This is a genomic window from Campylobacter sp. TTU_617 (genome assembly GCF_016599045.1).
Taxonomy (GTDB): domain Bacteria; phylum Campylobacterota; class Campylobacteria; order Campylobacterales; family Campylobacteraceae; genus Campylobacter_D.
This window is the reverse complement of sequence record NZ_JAENKV010000009.1, coordinates 1-19001: the sequence shown is the minus strand read 5'-3', so window position 1 is coordinate 19001 and position 19001 is coordinate 1. Positions and strand designations below refer to the sequence as shown.

General features: G+C 28.2%; 16 protein-coding genes and 1 pseudogene. 14 read left to right on the top strand and 3 right to left on the bottom strand.

All coding sequences use genetic code 11. The features are described 5' to 3' along the window. The first annotated feature begins 101 nt into the window (after nucleotides 1–101). From GQV94_RS05220 to GQV94_RS05160, 13 genes and pseudogenes are all read left to right on the top strand, one after another. On the top strand, nucleotides 102–1187 hold the full coding sequence (locus tag GQV94_RS05220) for a hypothetical protein (RefSeq protein WP_200169988.1): 1086 nt from the start codon (nucleotides 102–104) through the stop codon (nucleotides 1185–1187). Between the two features lie 31 nt (nucleotides 1188–1218). After that, nucleotides 1219–3831 (top strand): valine--tRNA ligase, encoded by a 2613-nt coding sequence (locus GQV94_RS05215; protein WP_200169987.1) that lies wholly within the window; start codon nucleotides 1219–1221, stop codon nucleotides 3829–3831. A 3-nt stretch (nucleotides 3832–3834) separates the two neighbouring features. Further along, nucleotides 3835–4845, top strand: coding sequence for a methionine ABC transporter ATP-binding protein (locus GQV94_RS05210; protein ID WP_200169986.1), 1011 nt, complete (start codon nucleotides 3835–3837; stop codon nucleotides 4843–4845). Further along, nucleotides 4827–5579 (top strand): annotated as a pseudogene (locus GQV94_RS05205) (ABC transporter permease subunit); the annotation flags it as partial. The gene GQV94_RS05210 and the pseudogene GQV94_RS05205, both read left to right, overlap by 19 nt. Nucleotides 5580–5638: 59 nt before the next feature. After that, complete coding sequence (locus GQV94_RS05200) at nucleotides 5639–6409, top strand: MetQ/NlpA family ABC transporter substrate-binding protein (RefSeq protein ID WP_200169985.1); 771 nt, start codon at nucleotides 5639–5641, stop codon at nucleotides 6407–6409. A 20-nt stretch (nucleotides 6410–6429) separates the two neighbouring features. Beyond that, nucleotides 6430–7089, top strand: coding sequence for a flagellar basal body P-ring formation chaperone FlgA (flgA, locus tag GQV94_RS05195; protein ID WP_200169984.1), 660 nt, complete (start codon nucleotides 6430–6432; stop codon nucleotides 7087–7089). Further along, a complete protein-coding gene (locus GQV94_RS05190) occupies nucleotides 7086–7652 on the top strand; it encodes a UbiX family flavin prenyltransferase (RefSeq protein WP_200169983.1) in 567 nt (188 codons plus the stop codon). Before flgA ends, GQV94_RS05190 begins: the two co-directional genes overlap by 4 nt. 20 nt (nucleotides 7653–7672) lie before the next feature. Further along, complete coding sequence (gene coaD, locus GQV94_RS05185) at nucleotides 7673–8149, top strand: pantetheine-phosphate adenylyltransferase (RefSeq protein WP_200169982.1); 477 nt, start codon at nucleotides 7673–7675, stop codon at nucleotides 8147–8149. Beyond that, the gene (tmk, locus tag GQV94_RS05180; RefSeq protein WP_200169981.1) at nucleotides 8140–8721 is read left to right on the top strand and encodes a dTMP kinase; all 582 of its coding nucleotides are present in this window, start codon (nucleotides 8140–8142) and stop codon (nucleotides 8719–8721) included. The genes coaD and tmk overlap by 10 nt, the downstream gene beginning before the upstream one ends. Continuing rightward, nucleotides 8718–9944, top strand: a complete 1227-nt coding sequence (hisS, locus tag GQV94_RS05175) for a histidine--tRNA ligase (RefSeq protein ID WP_200169980.1) — start codon at nucleotides 8718–8720, stop codon at nucleotides 9942–9944. The genes tmk and hisS overlap by 4 nt, the downstream gene beginning before the upstream one ends. After that, a complete protein-coding gene (gene speA / locus GQV94_RS05170; RefSeq protein WP_200169979.1) occupies nucleotides 9941–11785 on the top strand; it encodes a biosynthetic arginine decarboxylase in 1845 nt (614 codons plus the stop codon). The genes hisS and speA overlap by 4 nt, the downstream gene beginning before the upstream one ends. Before the next feature lie 180 nt (nucleotides 11786–11965). Next, nucleotides 11966–13135, top strand: a complete 1170-nt coding sequence (locus tag GQV94_RS05165) for a pyridoxal phosphate-dependent aminotransferase (protein WP_200169978.1) — start codon at nucleotides 11966–11968, stop codon at nucleotides 13133–13135. 4 nt (nucleotides 13136–13139) lie between these two features. Next, nucleotides 13140–13916, top strand: coding sequence for an FkbM family methyltransferase (locus GQV94_RS05160; protein ID WP_200169977.1), 777 nt, complete (start codon nucleotides 13140–13142; stop codon nucleotides 13914–13916). Between the two features lie 6 nt (nucleotides 13917–13922). Here GQV94_RS05160 and GQV94_RS05155 read toward each other — a convergent pair whose 3' ends face one another. From GQV94_RS05155 to GQV94_RS05145, 3 genes are all read right to left on the bottom strand, one after another. Next, nucleotides 13923–14264: a cupin domain-containing protein gene (locus tag GQV94_RS05155; protein WP_200169976.1), complete on the bottom strand. Its 342-nt coding sequence runs from the start codon at nucleotides 14262–14264 to the stop codon at nucleotides 13923–13925. A gap of 755 nt (nucleotides 14265–15019) precedes the next feature. After that, nucleotides 15020–15175, bottom strand: a complete 156-nt coding sequence (locus tag GQV94_RS05150; protein WP_200169975.1) for a hypothetical protein — start codon at nucleotides 15173–15175, stop codon at nucleotides 15020–15022. Between the two features lie 702 nt (nucleotides 15176–15877). Next, on the bottom strand, nucleotides 15878–16126 hold the full coding sequence (locus GQV94_RS05145; RefSeq protein ID WP_200169974.1) for a hypothetical protein: 249 nt from the start codon (nucleotides 16124–16126) through the stop codon (nucleotides 15878–15880). A gap of 28 nt (nucleotides 16127–16154) precedes the next feature. Between GQV94_RS05145 and GQV94_RS05140 the strand changes: the two genes are divergently transcribed. Next, nucleotides 16155–18755, top strand: a complete 2601-nt coding sequence (locus tag GQV94_RS05140; RefSeq protein ID WP_200170022.1) for an autotransporter outer membrane beta-barrel domain-containing protein — start codon at nucleotides 16155–16157, stop codon at nucleotides 18753–18755. Nucleotides 18756–19001: the final 246 nt, after the last annotated feature.

Here is a 19001-nt window from a genome sequence, read left to right as displayed (position 1 = left end):
TTATAAAAAAAAATTACTTAAAAATATAAAAATTTAAAATTACTTTATATTTGATTATAGTACAATACCAACTGCTTTACATTCTATTTAAGGAATAACAAATGAATTTTAAAATTTTTTCTATTATTGCTAGTATACTAATAGCTATTATTGCAATACTTGGCGGAACTTATTATTATCTTTTTGAATACTCAAAACCAAAAAATTATAATTTAAATAATAATTCTTACTCTGAACAAAAATCATATACCAACAACTATAATAATTCTTATTCATCTACAAATAAAGATTATTCAACACATAATACCAATATCGACAATAACATCATAAAAAAACAAGAAACCACCTCATTAAATGAAAATCAAAATTTAAACAACGATATAAACAATACAGTTACAACAAGTGAAATTAATGAAAATATAAATAATGATAGCAACGCAACTAATGCTAATATTAATATAAATGAAAATAATAAAAGTTTAAATACAGATAACAATATAAGTAATACAACCACAACAGATGAAAATAATCAATATATAAATACTACAAATAATAATTCACAGCAACTACAAAAAGAAGATAAACAAGCTAAAATAGAAGCTCTTAAAAAAGAAATTAGCAAACAACAAAAAATCTTAGAAAGAGAAAAGGCTATTAAAAAAGAACTTCAATCAAACAAATCAAATAAAAATAAATACTTAAATACAGCTAGAGAATATCTAAGTATAGGAAAAAATAGTCGCTTAGAACCAGAGCTTAGCACAGAAAATATGAAAGTTTATGTTTTAGATGGCAAATTCCTAAGTCAGTATAGAATTAATCTTTTAAAAGATATGTTAAATTCTATAGAAGATAATTCAAAAGATTATTATTTAAGCGTTTTTGTAAAAATGCTATCAAAAGGAGAAATGAAATTAACTATTTATAATAAAGAAATTATTTTTTCAGATATGAAAAAAGCTTATAAATATATCAATCTTAATCAATTAAGTCCTTATTTAAACAATCTTAGCACATTAAACCAACACGTAGCGCGTGAAGAAATCATAGAAAGACTCAAACTTCAAATAAAAAAAGAAGGCAAAGGAAGTGAATTTTCAAAACATATTAAAAGTTTAAAAACCGGACTTAATACGGCACAATACTTTTTTCCATTTTGCGAAATTATAGAAATTACTTCTATATAAATAAATTTAAGCAAAATGATAAAGGCAATTGATGTATGATAAAAATTTAGAAAAAAAATATTATCAAATTTGCGAAGAAAGAGGCTATTTTGAAATTGATTCAAATAAAGCCATTCAAAAAGATGGAAAAGTATTTTGTATTATGATGCCTCCTCCTAATGTTACAGGAGTTTTGCACATAGGGCACGCTTTAACTTTTACTTTACAAGATATCATCACACGCTATAAAAGAATGGACGGCTATAAGGTTCTTTATCAACCTGGACTTGATCACGCTGGTATTGCTACTCAAAATGTTGTAGAAAAACAACTTCTCGCCAAAGGTATAACAAAAGAAGAGTTGGGTAGAGAAAAATTTATAGAAAAAGTTTGGGAATGGAAAAAACAAAGCGGAGATAAAATTCTTAATCAAATGAGAACTTTAGGCATTACTCCAGCTTGGTCTCGCTTACGTTTTACAATGGATGAAGGACTTGTTAATGCGGTAAAAAAATCCTTTGTAGATCTTTACAATAAAAAGCTCATTGTACGCGGAAATTATATGATTAATTGGTGTACTCATGATGGGGCTTTAAGTGATATTGAAGTTGATTATAAAGAAACAAAAGGCAAGCTTTATTATATTAAATATTTTTTAAAAGATAGCAATGATTTTGTTACAATTGCAACTACAAGACCTGAAACCTTATTTGGCGATAGTGCTTTAATGGTAAATCCAAATGATGAGCGTTATAAAAATTTCATTGGAAAAGAAGTTATTTTACCTCTTTGCAAAAGAACTCTTAAAATAATTGCTGATGATTATGTTGATACAAATTTTGGAACAGGTATAGTTAAAGTTACTCCGGCTCACGATACAAACGATTATGAAATCGGCAAAAGACATAATTTAGAATTTATCACCATTTTTGATGAAAAAGGTATCTTAAATGAACATTGTTTAGAATTTCAAGGCTTAGAAAGATTAAAGGCTAGAGAAAAAATCATAGCTCAATTAGAAAAATTAGGTTTTATTGATAAAATAGAAGATTATACTCATCAAGTAGGATATTGTTATAGATGCAATAATATAGTAGAACCTTATATTTCAAAACAATGGTTTGTTAAAAAAGAAATTGCTCAAAAAAGCATAGAAAAAATCAATCTAAAAGAAAGTGAATTTTATCCTTCACACTGGATTAATAGTTTTAACGCATGGATGAGAGATTTAAAAGACTGGTGTATTTCAAGACAATTATGGTGGGGACACCAAATTCCTGTTTATTATTGTGAATGTTCTTATGAATGGGCAAGCCAAGAACAACCAAGCCAATGTCCAAAATGCGGGAGTAAAAATTTAACTCAAGATCCAGACGTCTTAGATACTTGGTTTTCATCAGGACTTTGGGCTATTAGTACTTTAGGCTGGGGTAATGAGCATTGGGGCGAAGGAAAATTATGGAATAAAGAAGATTTAGATGAATTTTATCCTAACTCTTTGCTAATTACAGGTTTTGATATTTTATTTTTCTGGGTAGCAAGAATGATGTTTCAAAGTAGTAATGTTTTTGACAAACTACCTTTTAAAGATATTTATCTACATGCTCTTGTTAAAGATGAGCAAGGCAGAAAAATGAGTAAAAGCTTAGGTAATGTGATCGATCCAAATGAATGTATCAAAGAATATAGTGCTGATATTTTACGTTTTACCCTAGCACTTCTTGCTATACAAGGAAGGGATATAAAATTAAGCAATGACAAACTTTTGCAAGTTAGGAACTTTACCAATAAACTCTATAACGCAAGTAATTATTTGCTTTTAAATCAAGACAAATTTGAAGATCTGCAAAATATAGAATTAAAAAGCGATCTTGGAATTTACATTTATGCAAGATTTCAAGAATGTATTAAGAATGTAAGAGAAAATTTAGAACAATACCGTTTTAATGATAGTGCTAATATACTTTATAAATTTTTCTGGAATGATTTTTGCGATTGGGGTATAGAACTTAGTAAAGCAGATAAATCAAGTATTAAAGAGCTAGGCAGCATCTTTAAAGAAGCCTTAAAAGCTTTAAATCCTTTTATGCCTTTTATCAGCGAATATTTATATCACAAACTTAGCAAAAGTGATCTTGAAAACACTTCTTCTATTATGATAAGCACTTATCCAACTTTTGATAAAGAAAATTTAGAAATTAAAGAAATTTTTAATTTACTTATAGAAAGTATAGTCAGTATCCGCCGTGCAAAAAGCTTAATAGAGCTTGGAAATTCTAAAATTGAAAAAGCCTTTATAAAGCTAAATAACACAAAACAAAAAAATAAATTAGAGCTTTATTCTCATTTTATTACCAATTTAGCCAAATGTGAATCGATCGAATTTACAGATACAAAAATACCAAATTCTGTTTGCGATGTAAGTGAAAATTTAGAAATTTTCATTGCTTTAGATAATATTGATTTAAGCGCTATTATCCAAAGATTAGAAAATCAAAAAGCAAAATTACAAAAAGAACTTTTAAAGCTAGATACTATGCTTTCAAATGAAAATTTTCTCAAAAACGCTCCAAAAAATATTATCGAGCAAAATACTAATACTTCAATCAGTCTAAAAGAACAACTTAAAAAGATTGACTTAGAATTAAAAAATTTAAAAGGGTGATTTTTGATAAAAATTACAAATTTAAAAAAATATTATCAGCAAAATTTAGTTCTTAATGATATTTCCCTAGAGATAAAAAAAGGAGAAATTTATGCCATTGTAGGTCATAGCGGTGCTGGAAAATCAACTCTTTTAAGATGTATAAATGGATTAGAAGATTATCAAGAAGGAAAATTAGAAGTTTTAGGAGAAGAAATTTCAAATTTAAAACAAAATTATCCAAAAAAACTTAGATTTTTAAGAAAAAATATAGGAATGATTTTTCAAAATTTTGCTCTAATCAATAGAAAAAATGTTTTTGAAAATGTTGCAATACCCTTAAGAATGCATTATAGTCAAAATAAGCTTTATTCAAAACTTTTTAAAAAAGATTTTATGAGCGAAAATGAACTTAAATCTAAAGTCAATGAGCTTTTAGATATAGTAGGACTTTTAGAAAAAAGTAAAGCCTATCCAAAAGAATTAAGCGGGGGACAAAAACAAAGAGTAGCTATAGCTAGAGCCTTAACACTTGATCCTAAAATTCTTTTAAGTGATGAAGCAACTTCAGCACTAGATCCAAATACCACTAAAAATATTTTAGAACTTTTACAAAAAATCAATAAAGAGCTTCACATAAGCATAGTTTTAGTAACTCACGAAATGGACGTTGTAAAAGAAGTGGCACAAAAAGCTATTTTGCTTGAAAAAGGTAAAGTTATAGGAGAAGGTTTGATTGATGAACTTTTTTTAAAGCCTAATCACAAAATGAAAGAATTTTTAGGTGAAAATGATTTTTTACCGGATAAAGGCTTAAATATCAAACTCTATTTTCCAAAAGAAATTGCTCAAAAAAGCATAATCACACATATGGCTAGAACGCTTAATATTGACTTTAATATAGTTTGGGGCAAAATAGAAAAACTAAATGGAAATGCTTTAGGTAATTTAGTCATTAACATTGATCAACAGGATAAAGAAAAGGTATTAAATTATATTGAAAAAAATAAAGTTTTATGGGAGATAGTATCTTGAATGAAAATTTTTTAGACAGAATAAAACAGTTTTATGATGACTTTTCCCTTCAAAGTATTAATACAACTTTAATTAATACTTTCCAAACTTTTCCAACAAATTTTGAAAACATTTTAAAAACAGCTTTAAATGAAACTCTTTATATGAGTTTTGTAGCGACTTTTTTAGGGTTTTGTTTAGCTATAATTCCTGCTATTTTACTCACTATATATGATAAAAATGGCTTAAAAGAAAATATTATTTTTTATAGAATTTTAGATTTTTTTATTAACACTTTGCGCGCCTTTCCTTTTCTTATACTTATTATCATACTTTTACCTTTATCAAAAATTATAATAGGAACAAGTATAGGAACAAGCGCAACAATTATACCTTTATCTATAGGTATAGCACCCTATTTAGCCAAAATGCTTGAAAGTGCTTTTAAAGAAGTTGATAAATCGACCATAGAAGCAGCTAAGTCTTATGGGGCCAATAATTTACAAATAATTTTTAAAATTATTTTTGTAGAAAGCTTACCAAATGTTATTAATAGTATAGTTTTAACTTTAATTTTTACCATAGGATTCTCAGCACTTGCTGGAACTATTGGCGGAGGTGGATTAGGAGATATTGCTATTCGCTACGGCTATGAACGCTTTAATACAGAGATAATGCTTCAAACAATTATTATTTTGCTTATTTTGGTTCAAGTAGTTCAAATAATAGGAAATTTATTATACAAACTAAGCAAAAAATAATACCTATTTACTTAACTTTTTTATAATTTTAAAATTTAAAACTAAGGAAAAAAATGAAACTAAAAGCTTTGGTATTATTATTTTTTTTAACCTATCTTAATCTTAACGCAACTGAGACCATAAGTATTGCAGCTTCGCCTGTTCCACATGCACAAATTTTAGAACAAGTTAAACCAGATTTAGAAAAACAAGGCTATAAACTTGAAATCAAAGAATTTACTGATTATGTTTTGCCTAATTTAGCCGTTAATGCTAATGAAGTAGATGCAAATTTTTTTCAACACGAACCTTATTTAAAAGAATTTAACAATATCAAAAAAACAAGACTAGTTAAAGTAGCCGCTATTCATATAGAACCTATGGCGATATATTCTAAAACATATAAAAATTTAAATGATATCAAAGAAGGAGCAAAAATTGCTATCCCAAATGATCCTACTAATGAAAGTAGAGCTTTAGATCTTATAGGTAAAAGCGGATTGATCTCTTTTAAAAATTCTGCCCTAAAAACTCCACTTGATATTATAGATAATCCTAAAAAAATAAAATTTATAGAATTAAAAGCAGCACAACTCCCAAGAGCTTTAAATGATGTTGATTTTGCTATCATTAATTCAAACTATGCGCTATCAGCTGGACTTAATCCTTTAAAAGATTCTGTTTTAATTGAAGATAAAGATAATCCTTATGTAAATATTATAGTTGTTAAAGAAGGGAATGAAAATAATCCTAAAATTAAAGCTTTAATTAAAGCGCTTCAAACTGAAAAAGTGAGAAATTTTATTTTAGAAAAATATAATGGTTCCATTATTCCAGCATTTTAAAAAATGATACAAGTTTTAAAATGAAAAAAATACTTTTTTTTATTTGTATTTTTAACTTATGTTTTGCAAATAATATAGAAAAAGTTAAATTAGCCTTAAGTAAAGAATTGCAAAATAATTTTAGTAATATTATTATTACTAAAATTGATATTATGAACACTTCATTGCCTAAAGATTTTGATCAATACGAATTTTTAAGATTAGCCAATGCAAAATTTAATAAAGCTCAAGGCTTTTTAAGAGCAGAATTTAAAACACCACAAAATATTCAAAAAAATATTTTTTTTCGTTATTTTATTGATGCGGATATTGAAATTTTAAAATCAAAAAAATCTATACTTAAAGGAGAAAAATTAAGTCCTTTAGATTTTGATAAAGCTTTAATGGATTTTGATAAAATCCCATTAAATGCTTTAAGTGCAGAAGAAGCAAAAAATTTAGTAGCCAAAGTTAATATAAACAAAAATACAATTTTAAAAAGAAATATGTTTAAAATTAATGCTTTAATCAAAAGAAATGATCCTATTATAGGTATATTAAGAGATTCTAACATAGATGTACAAATAGAACTAACCGCTTTAGAAAATGCTAATTTAGGCGAAAGAATAAAAGCTAAAAACAAAGAGGGTAAGGTAATGCAAGGTATAGTAAGTGGAAAAAATAGGATACTTTTACAATGAAAATTTTACTAGGAATTTCAGGTTCTAGTAGTGTTAATTTAGGATTAAAATTACTCAAGCACCTAGAAAAAGAAAAAATTGAAACTTTTTGCATTATAAGCAATGGAGCAAAATTAAGCTTTTATAATGAAAATCATAAAGACTTAAAGCTTTTATGTAAAGAAGAATTTAAAAAAACAATTTTTTTTGAAAATGATGATTTAAGCGCGGCTGTTTCAAGTGGATCTTTTAAAATAAATCAAACCATCATTGCGCCCTGCTCTATCTCAACCTTAGCTAAAATTCATTCAGGGTTTGCAGATACTTTGCTTACAAGAGCTTGTGCAGTTGCCCTAAAAGAAAGAAAAAAATTAATTTTAGCTGTAAGAGAAATGCCTTTTTCAACTTTAAATTTAGAACATATGGCAAAACTAAGTATGCTTGGAGTTATAATAGCTCCACCAATTTATGCCACATATTCCAAAATAAAAAGTCTAGAAGATCTTGATAATTTTATCATAGGAAAATGGCTTGATCTTTTAGATATTGAGCATAATTTATACAAAAGATGGGAAAAAATTTAAAATAAAAGGATAAAAATAAAATGACTTGTTTATATCCAGGAACTTTTGATCCTATTACCAATGGGCATTTAGATGTGATTAAAAGAGCACTTAAAATTTTTGATAAAGTTATAGTTGCCATTGCAAAAAGCGAACATAAAAAGCCTCATTTTACATTAGAACAAAGACAAAATTTAGCCTATATTGCTACAAAAAATTTAAAAAATATAGAAATTGTTAGTTTTGATACCCTACTTGTAGATTTAGCAAAAAAACTTGATGTAAATATCATAATTAGAGGCTTAAGGGCTGTAAGCGATTTTGAATATGAACTTCAAATGGGTTATGCAAATAATTCTTTATGCAAAGATTTAGAAACCGTCTATTTAATGCCAAATTTAAAAAATGCTTTTATTTCAAGCTCTATAGTAAGATCGATTATTACACATAATGGCGATGTAAGCACTTTAGTACCTAAAGAAATTTTACCTTTTTTAAAGGATGAAACTTGTATGTAGTATTTGAAGGCATTGATTGCGTAGGAAAGAGCACTCAAATTGAACTTTTAAAAAAATGTTTTAAAAACGCTATTTTTACAGCTGAACCAGGTGGAACAGAACTTGGCAAACATTTAAGAGAACTTTTACTAAACAAATCTCATAAAATCGATAAAAAAGCTGAGCTTTTGCTTTTTTTAGCAGATCGTGCCCAGCATTACGATGAAGTCTTAAAAAAAAATCAAGACAAATTAATCATTTCTGATCGTAGTTTTATCTCAGGTATAGCTTATACTAATAAAGCTTTTGACAAAAATTTACTTTTTGAATTTAACGCTTTTGCCTTAAATTACCACTTCCCGCAAAAAATAATTTTTTTAAAAGCTCACAAAGAACTTATAAAAGAACGCTTAAGCAAAAAAAAGTTAGATAGCATAGAAAAACGCGGTATTGATTATTTTCTAAATGTCCAAAACGAGCTTGAAGAAACTCTAAATTTTTTAAAAGAAAAAATCGATTTTAAACTCTTAAAATTAAATGCTGATAATTCAAAAGAAAATCTACATCAACAAATAAAGGAATTTTTAAAATGATAAATGCTTTAAAAGGAATGAAAGATTTATTAGATAAAGATGCTTATTACTATGAAAAAGTGATTAAAACTTGCGAAGAAGTTGCAAAAAACTATGGTTTTAGCTTTATCAACATTCCACATTTAGAACTTTGCACTCTTTTTAAAAGAAGCGTAGGAGAAAGCTCTGATATAGTAGGTAAAGAAATGTATGAATTTATCGATAAAGGCCAAAATCACGTTTGTATGCGTCCTGAAGGAACTGCTGGAGTGGTGCGTGCTTATATAGAAAAAAAAATGGATAAAAATAATGCCATAAAACGTTGGTTTTATCATGGTTCTATGTTTCGCTACGAAAGACCACAAAAAGGACGCTTAAGAGAATTTCATCAATTTGGAGTTGAAAGCTTTGGAAATGCAAGTGTTTATGAAGATGCAAGTATCATTTTAATGTTAGTAGAAATTTTTTCACGTTTAAATATCAAATTTAAATTACTTATTAATTCCTTAGGTTGTTTAGAGTGTATGCCAAAATACCGCACAAATTTAGTGCGATTTTTAGATTCTAAAGAAGGTTTTTGCGAAGATTGTTTGCGTAGAAAAAGTTTAAACCCTATCCGTGTTTTAGATTGCAAAAATGAACACTGCCAAAATTTACTCACAAATGCCCCACTTTTAAGTGAAAATTTATGCTCTTCTTGTCAAAAAGATTTTGAAATTTTGCAAAAAATTTTAAAAGAAAATAATGTAAATTTTGAAATAGATCCTAAATTAGTAAGAGGGCTTGATTATTACTCTAAAACAGCTTTTGAATTTATTAGCGATGAAATTGGCGCAAAAGCTGCTATTGCAGGTGGGGGTCGTTATGATAAACTTATTGAATACCTTGATGGAAAAAGCGGTTTTGGCGTTGGCTTTGCTATGGGTATAGAAAGAATTATCGCTATCTTAGAACAAAAAGAAGAAAAATTACAAAGAGAAGGAATTTATCTTTGCTCTATGGATGAAAAATACATAACAAAACTTTTAAAACTCGCAACACAACTTAGAAAAAAATATAAAGTCATTCTAAGTTATGAAGCCAAAAAACTTGCTAAACATTTAGAATTAGCTGATAAAAATCAAAATTTAATCTTTCTTTGCATGGGGGAAAATGAAGCAAAAAATGAAAGTTTATTCTATAAAAATTTAAATACAAAAAAAGAAGAGCAAATTTTAATTAAAAATTTGGAGAATGTATTATGACAAATTACGGCATTGATATTTGGGGGGATAATAATTTTATCATTAAAAATGGTAAAGTATGTATCAATCATGGAGAAAATCCAGCCATTATCGATATAGTTAAATCTCTACGTGATGATGGCTATAAAGGTCCTTTGCTTTTACGTTTTCCACACCTTATACAAAAACAAATTGAAAATATTTATGGAAGTTTTGATAAAGCTAGAAAAGAATTCTCTTATAAAGGAAATTTTAACGCTGTTTATCCCCTAAAAGTAAATCAATACCCAGGTTTTGTTAAAAATCTTGTCAGACTTGGAAAAAATTATAATTATGGATTAGAAGCAGGTAGCAAGGCTGAACTTTTACTTGCTATGGCTTACAATAATGAAAAAGCACCTATTACAGTAAATGGCTTTAAAGATAGAGAACTTATCAATATAGGTTTCATAGCTGCTGAAATGGGACATAATATCACTTTAACCATAGAAGGACTAAATGAACTAAAAGCCATCATTGATATAGCAAAAGAGCGTTTTAAACCAAAACCAAATATAGGCTTAAGAGTGCGTCTTCATTCAGCAGGGGTTGGAATTTGGGCAAAAAGCGGAGGAATTAATTCAAAATTTGGTCTTACTTCAACTGAACTTATAGAAGCTATCAATTTATTAAAAGAAAACAAACTTTTAGATCAATTTACTATGATTCATTTTCATCTAGGATCGCAAATTACAGAAATTCACCCTTTAAAAAAGGCTCTTAATGAAGTGGGAAATATTTATACCGAACTTAGAAAAATGGGAGCAAAAAATTTAAAAGCCATTAATCTTGGCGGAGGCTTAGCCGTAGAATACTCTCAATTTAAAAATGATAAAAGCAGAAATTATACTCTAAGAGAATACGCCAACGACGTTGTTTTTATCTTAAAAAATATTGCCGAACAAAAAAAAGATCTTGAACCTGATATTTTTATAGAAAGCGGTCGTTTTGTAGCTGCAAATCACGCTGTATTAATTGCCCCTGTATTAGAGCTTTTCTCACAAGAATACACAGAAAGCAAACTTTTGCTTAAAAAAACAAATCCCAAGCTTATCGACGAGCTTTATGATCTTTACAAAAGCATAAAACCTTCCAATGCCTTAGAATATTTACATGATAGTATAGATCATCTAGAAAGCATTTTAACCCTTTTTGATTTAGGTTATGTAGATTTACAAGATAGATCCAATGCCGAAATTCTAACTCATCTAATCACAAAAAAAGCCATACTATTAGTAGGAGATAAACAAAATACCACAGATTTACTCGCTATACAAGATGAAGTGCAAGAAAGATATCTAATCAATTTTTCACTTTTTCAAAGTATGCCTGATTTTTGGGGCCTAAATCAAAATTTCCCTATAATGCCTCTTGATAGATTAGACAAAAAACCTACAAGAAGTGCAAGCATTTGGGATATAACTTGTGATAGTGATGGAGAAATCGCATATTCTAAAGACAAACCTTTATTCTTACACGATGTAGATTTGGAAAAAGAAAATTATTTCTTAGGATTTTTCTTAGTAGGTGCTTATCAAGAAGTTTTAGGAATGAAGCACAATCTTTTTACCCATCCAACCGAAGCAACAATTAGCATAAATCAAAAATCCTATGAAATAGAAAGCATTATAGAAGCACAATCTATTCTTGATACTTTAGAAGATCTAGACTATGATATACACGCTATTATGGATATATTAAATGAAAGAATCACTAATTCAAAACTAGTAGATGAAAAACAAAAAAAACATATCTTAGGAGAATTATACCTTTTCTTAAATGACAATGGTTATTTAAAAAGCATAGATGGAAAAGAAAGTTAATATAAGCAGTAAAATACTACTTATATTAAATTCTCAGTAAAAATCTTAAGTTATATCTTACTTATTTAACAAATATTACCAATTTACCACATTTTTGATTTTAATTAGAGTTTTTTATATTTTTTCAATGCTCAAATATATTTTTTTGATAGAATAAAATAAAAAAATTAAAGGATAAAAATGCTTACAAAAAGATCTAAAGTTTTAGAAGAATCTATCACTTTAGCTATTGCCACACTTGCAAATGAGCTTAAAGCCAAAGGCGAAGATATCATAAGTCTTTCAACCGGAGAACCTGATTTTGACACACCAAAAGCCATAAAAGATGCTGCTATAGCCGCTATTGAAAAAGGTTGCGGAAAATATACTGCTGTTGTAGGTTTAAATGAAGTTTTAAAAGCTATACAAACCAAACTCAAAAGAGATAACAATCTTGATTATGAAATAAATGAAATTATCACAAACGTTGGTGCAAAACATTCTTTATTTGAATGTATAGAATGTCTTGTTGAAGAAGGTGATGAAGTTATTATCCCTACTCCTTATTGGGTAAGCTATCCTGAAATGGTAAAATTTGCCGGAGGCAAGCCTGTATTTATAAAAGCTTTAGAATCAAATGGCTTTAAAATCACAGCGCAACAACTTAAAAATAGCATTAGTGATAAAACTAAAGTATTGATGTTAAACTCTCCATCAAATCCCGTAGGCTCAATTTACTCCAAAGAAGAACTAACCCAAATTGCCAAAGTTTTAGAAGGCACAAATATCGTAGTATTAAGCGATGAAATTTATGAAAAACTTCGTTATGATAATTTTGATTTTACAGCTTTTGCAAGTATAAGCGAAGATGCGTTAAAACGCACTGTAACTATAAATGGACTTAGCAAATGCGGAGCTATGCCAGGATGGCGTTTTGGTTATATGGCCAGTAAAAATAAAGACTTAATTTCAGCTGTTAAAAGACTTCAAGGACAAAGCACCTCAAACATTTGTTCCATCTCTCAATATGCAGCTATCCCGGCCTTAAATGGAGATTGCGATAAAGATATAGAATCAATGCGTCAAATTTTTGAAAAACGTCGCAATCTAGCTCTAAGTATACTAAACAATACTCCAAAAATTAGTGTATATAAACCAGAGGGTGCTTTTTATCTTTTTGTAAATATACAAAAAATCGAAAAAGATTCTATGAAATTTTGTCAAAAACTATTAGAGCAAGAAAAAGTTGCTGTTGTTCCAGGCATAGGATTTGGCATGAATGGATATTTTAGACTTTCATATGCCACTAGCAATGAACTCATTACAAAAGGCTTAGAAAAAATAAGTCATTTTATCACAAATTATAAGTAATATTATGAAAAGACCTTTACCCTTTATATTAGCTGCCACAAACAATGGAACAATGATCATCAATCATCTAGATAGACACGATACACCAAAGGGAAGTTATGGAGTTGGTTTTCAATTTTTAAATTATGGCAGTTTTGATCCAGAAGAAATTGATCTTTGCCTTACTCTTTTAAAATTGCGTAGAAAATATTATAAAGATAATGTTTTTGCGATAGACTGCGGTGCAAATATCGGTGCTCATACTATCAAATGGGCTATAGAAATGCAAGATTGGGGGGGGGTATTAGCTTTTAAAGTACAAGAAAGACTTTTTTATGCTTTAGCAGGAAATATAGCAATTAATAATTGCTATAACGCAAAAGCAATACACGCGGCTATTGGCAATCCCCATAAAAACCAAAAAGAGCTTGAAATTTTAGTTCCAGATTATACCCAAAAAGCCTCTTTTGGTAGTTTGGAGCTAAAATCAAATAACGAATTCATAGGACAAATGCCTCAAAAAAAAGAAAAAGTTCCTTATCTAAAACTTGATAGCTTTGCTTTTAAAAGACTTGATTTTATTAAGATAGACGTAGAAGGTATGGAACAAGAAGTTTTACTTGGTTGTCTAAACCATCTTAAAACTTTTAAACCTATATTACAGATTGAAATTATTAAATCAAATTCTCAAGATATCATTGATATATTAAAAAATTTAGAATATGAAATTTTCCAATCTGGGATCAATATTTTAGCCATTCACAAAACAGATCCTGTGATCAATCATTTAAACAAGTCATAAATTGCATTAAGGCTTCTTAAGCACAGCACTAACCCTTTGAATGCTATCAAATTTACTTAAACTAAGCCTTATAATAGAATCTTGTATTCCACCTAAAGAATGAGACACATTTGCTGCTAAGCTTATCATATCTAAAGCATTTAGTTCTAATTTCTTATTTTCTACTTCAAACCAAATTTTACCGCTTAAAACCTGAACATGTATAGCAAATGGAGCCTTATGTTCTTTCATGATGCTATCTTTAGCCATTAAAATTTGAATTTCCTTACCACTTTCATTGTCGATTAAAATATTGATTTTAACTTCCTTTGGGCTAAAATCCGCCCTGCTCCATTTTGTAACTTTCATAAAAACTTCCTTTTTGATTTGATTGTAACAAAAAACCAAATGTAAATTATAAACCTATGTTAATTTTTACAATTATTAAGATAGATTTTCAAATTGATTAAATATTTGTAACTTTAATTTTATGATATTTTAAAATTTTATATATATTTTTATCTTTTTGTTATTTATTATTTTATTATCCAATATAAACCTTATATAATTTAAATTATTTAAAAAACAATCTAAAAACCAAAAAAAATATTTTTTATATAAATAAAGCTCCAATATATTTTAAATTTAAAAATAAAACTAATATTATTTAATAGTTTTATTTTTATTCTTTCAAAGATTATTATATTAAATTGATTAGTTTTTATTTTATAAATATAAAATTAATATTAAAAATATCTAAAAGTTTGCTTAATATAACTTTAAGAAAATTTTTTTTATCATTACGCATAATCTATGATTTGGATTTATTATTCTTTTTTTATTTCTTTTTATAACAAATAAATTAAATTTAAACTATAAGGAGGTTGATAATGAGCCATAGTTTATTTAAAAAAGAAATATTAACGGGGGGGGGGGATTGAAAAAAACCATTCTCATTCATCTAAAAAACTAGTTCTTTCTTTAGTTACAATCTCTTTTTTAAGTTCTTATTCTTATGCTACAGCTAATGTAGAAACTTATAGTGATGATAGCGATAATTCGCCTAGTTTTTATAGTTCGCAAAATGGAACAAGCACTAATATAAATACATCGCAAAATTCAACTCATACTGTAAGTAACTCTGGCAATACTCTTACTATAGGAAGCAGTGGAACTATACAAGTAAACTCTGGTCCAGCTTTAAATTTCCAAGGAAACTCTTCAACTTCTACTTTTAAAAATGAAGGATTCTTATCAAGCAAAAGCGATGCAGCAGCCATAAAAATAGGAGAATCAAATAATCAAAGTGGTGCTACCATAGAAAGCTTTGAAAATAGTGGCACTATAGGAAATAATAATTCTAAATTTGGTATTAAAATTTGGAAAGATTCTACTATTAATAATTTTAATAATAGCGGGACTATTCAAAGTAGCAATAATGCAATTGATATTGAAAATAGTGTCAATATAAATACTTTTACCAATGAAAGTAGCGGAAGTATTATTGCTTCTAGTTCTAGTTCTAGTGCTATAAATTTTGCACAAGGAAATTCTATTTCTACCTTTTTAAACCAAGGAACACTTATAGGTGGAAGCAGTAAAGCTAGTGTTAATTTAGGAACTAACAATCAAAATGGTGTTACCATAGATACCTTCACTAATGAAGGCATTATAGGAAATGGTGTTTCTAAATTTGGTATCACAGTTTGGGGAAACAGCGATAATAAATCTACAATCAATAATTTTACCAATAGTGGAACTATTCATTCGATAAATGAAGCTATTTATTTTAGCAATACTGATATTCAAACTTTTACCAATAGTGGAACTATTAAAAGTAACAGCGGTTATGGAATTAATTTAACTAGTGGAACAACAATCAATAATTTTACCAATAGTGGAACTATTCAAGGTGGTGGAAATTATGGAATAGGTTTAGCTAGTGGAACAAGTATAGAGAATTTTACCAATAGTGGAACTATTCAAAGTAGTAATACTAATGGTATTAATATCGCAGCTAATGCTAACATAAATACTTTTACTAATGAAAGTGGTGGAAGTATTATTGCTTCTAGTGCTAATGCTAATGCTATAAATTTTACACAAGGAAATTCCATTTCTACTTTTAAAAACCAAGGAACACTTATAGGTGGAAGCAGTAAAGCTAGTGTTAGTATAGGAGGTAGTAGTGGCGGTGGTTCTACTATAGAAACTTTTATTAATGAAGGCATTATAGGAAATGGTTCTTCTAAATATGCAATCACAACTTGGGGAAAATCTGATAATAAATCTACAATCAATAATTTTAGCAATAGTGGAACTATTCATTCGAACAATGGCGAAAGTATTTATCTTGGTAATACAGAAATTAAAACTTTTAACAATAGTGGAATTATAAACACTAATAGTACTTTTGGAGTAAATATAGCTAGTGGAACAACAATAGATAATTTCACAAACACTGGAACTATAAAAAGCACAGGAACTTTAGATGCTTCTATAAATGTAAATGTTTCAACTGGTATATATTTACAAGGTTTAGTAAAAACTTTTACTAATGAGGGTTTAATTTCTGGTATTATGGGAATTAAATTAGTTAAAAGTTCTATGGGAACTTTTATTAATAAAGGTACTATAGAATCAACTAGTAGCAATACTATTGCAGCAGGAATTTCTCTTGCAACCCTTAATGGAAGCCCTTCCACTATTGATAATTTAACCAATGAAGGTCTTATTAAATCAAAATCTCATGGTATCCAAGCAGAAGCTGGAAATTATATTAATACTATAATTAATAAAGGCACTATAGAAGCTGATTTAAATGGTATAAGCTTTTATGATCATGGTAGTGCTGGTGGAAGCGGTGGTACTATGAAACTAGGAAGAATTATCCTAGAAAAAGGTAGTAGCATTAAAGCTGGAAATAATGGTATTAATATAGACAATGAAACTTCTAAAGCTATAGAAGCTGATGGTATTGAAGTTAAAGAAGGCGCTAGTATAAGTGGTGGTAATTCTGGTATTTATATAGGAGGTGGAAAAGAGATTGATACTCAAATCACTATTTCAGGATCAGTTACAGGTGGAACTGCTGGTATAGTTAATGAAGGTGTTATAGGTAGTAGTAGCTCTAGTGAAGATGGTAGCACAGGAGGTATTATCATTTCAGGTGGTAGTGTTAGCTCTTCAAGTGGAGGTTCTGGTATAGTAAATCAAGGTAATGGTTCTATTAGTGGTGAAATCAAAGTAGAAAGTGGAGGTTCTATTGAAGGTGGTATTACTAATACAGGTAATGGTTCTATTACAGGAAGTATAGTAGTAGAGGAAGGTGGTAAGCTTGATTCTATTACAAATACTTCTACTTCTGATACAGGTATAAGTGGATCTATTACTAATAATAGTGATAACAATCTTGAAATTTCAAATGGTGAAGGTGCAACCATAGGTGGAGGTATTGTTAATAATGGCAATGCAGATTTAACTATCTCCAACCAAGGCTCAGTAGGTAAAGATGAAAACGGCAACACAGTTACTAATAATGGAAGTGGTAGCGTTGGAATTAAAGATTGGGTAGTAAGTACTGATAAAAACACAGGTAAATTAGAAACTGTAGTTGTAGGTGGAAGTGGAGCTTCTAATGTAAAAGTAGATAACATAACCGTTGATCAAAGCAATGTTAATCTTGATGAATTAGGCAATATAAATAATATTATCACAGGAGTAAATCAAGGCAATATTGGCAATATTGGAACTAATGGTGGAGGAGAAATATCTTTAAATTATGATCCATTAACAGGAAAGCTTACTACAGATTTTAACCTTAATGCCTCAATATCAGGAGCAACCTTTAGATCTTTAGTATCTACTACAACAAGAAGATCAACCTTTATTGATAATGTTATGGGTAATTCTATGCAAAGCTTTACTTTAAGCTCTTCAAGTAAATCTCAAAGAATGGCTATGCAAGAAAAAGGTAATTTATACTCTGATGCAAGTGATTATATAAAGAGTGATTTTAAAAATGCTTCTTATGGAATGAATAAAGAACACTCTTTATTTATACTTCCTTATACTTCTTCACAGAATGTTGAACTTTCTTTAAATGAAGAAAGTAAAGGACATACTAAAGGAACTATTATAGGTTATTCTACTTTAAAAGATAGTGGAATATATGGTGTATATGCAGGTTATGAAGATACAAAAATGAGTTCAACTTATTTTAATATCAATAATAGAACTTATTATGCAGGTTTAAAATACTTTAATACCTTATTTACTACAGAAAAAGGACAAGAAGTTTATATTAAAGCTCAAGGTAAAACAGCTTTAATTAAAAATGATTTAACTAAAAAAATAGGAAATAATGAAGCTAAAGCTGAACCTAATTCTTATGCTTATGGACTTAATGCTAATTTAGGTATGAATTTTATTAAAGATAAAGATATATTCTCACCTGAAGTTGGTTTAGCCTATGAAGGAGGTTATACAGAGGCTTTCTCTATGCAAAATACTATAGGTCAAGCTACAGTTAATGGAGGAGAGAGAACCTATGCAAACTATTTAAATCTCTTCTCTACTAAAACAAGCTTTACATGGTTTAGAGATTGGTTGCCTAATTTAAAAACTTCATTAGAACTTGGAGCTAAGTTTAATATCAATCCTAGTGTAAAAGCTAAGGCTAGATATGGTAGTGTTAAAGTAAGTGATACATTTGATCTACCAAGAGTTCAAAAATTTGTAACTACTTCTTTAATCATTCCTGTTAATGAAGCTTTCTATTTTAGTCTAAACTATAATGGAATGTTTGATAAAGATGGTAAAACTCATACAGGATATGCTCAATTTAATTATGTGTGGTAAAAGAATATAAATAATTCTAAATAGTTATTTAGAATAAATATAAATAAACTAGTTTAATCTCCTAAACCCTAAATGACTTTAAGTTGTTTGGGGTTTATTCTTTTAAAAATACTTAATAAATTAAATCATAAGTTTAAATATAGAATAAAATTAAATGATAGAAAGTTAAAATATAAAATAATACAAATAACATATAGGTTATAAAGCAATATAAAATAAATACAAATAGCATAAAAGCAATACAAA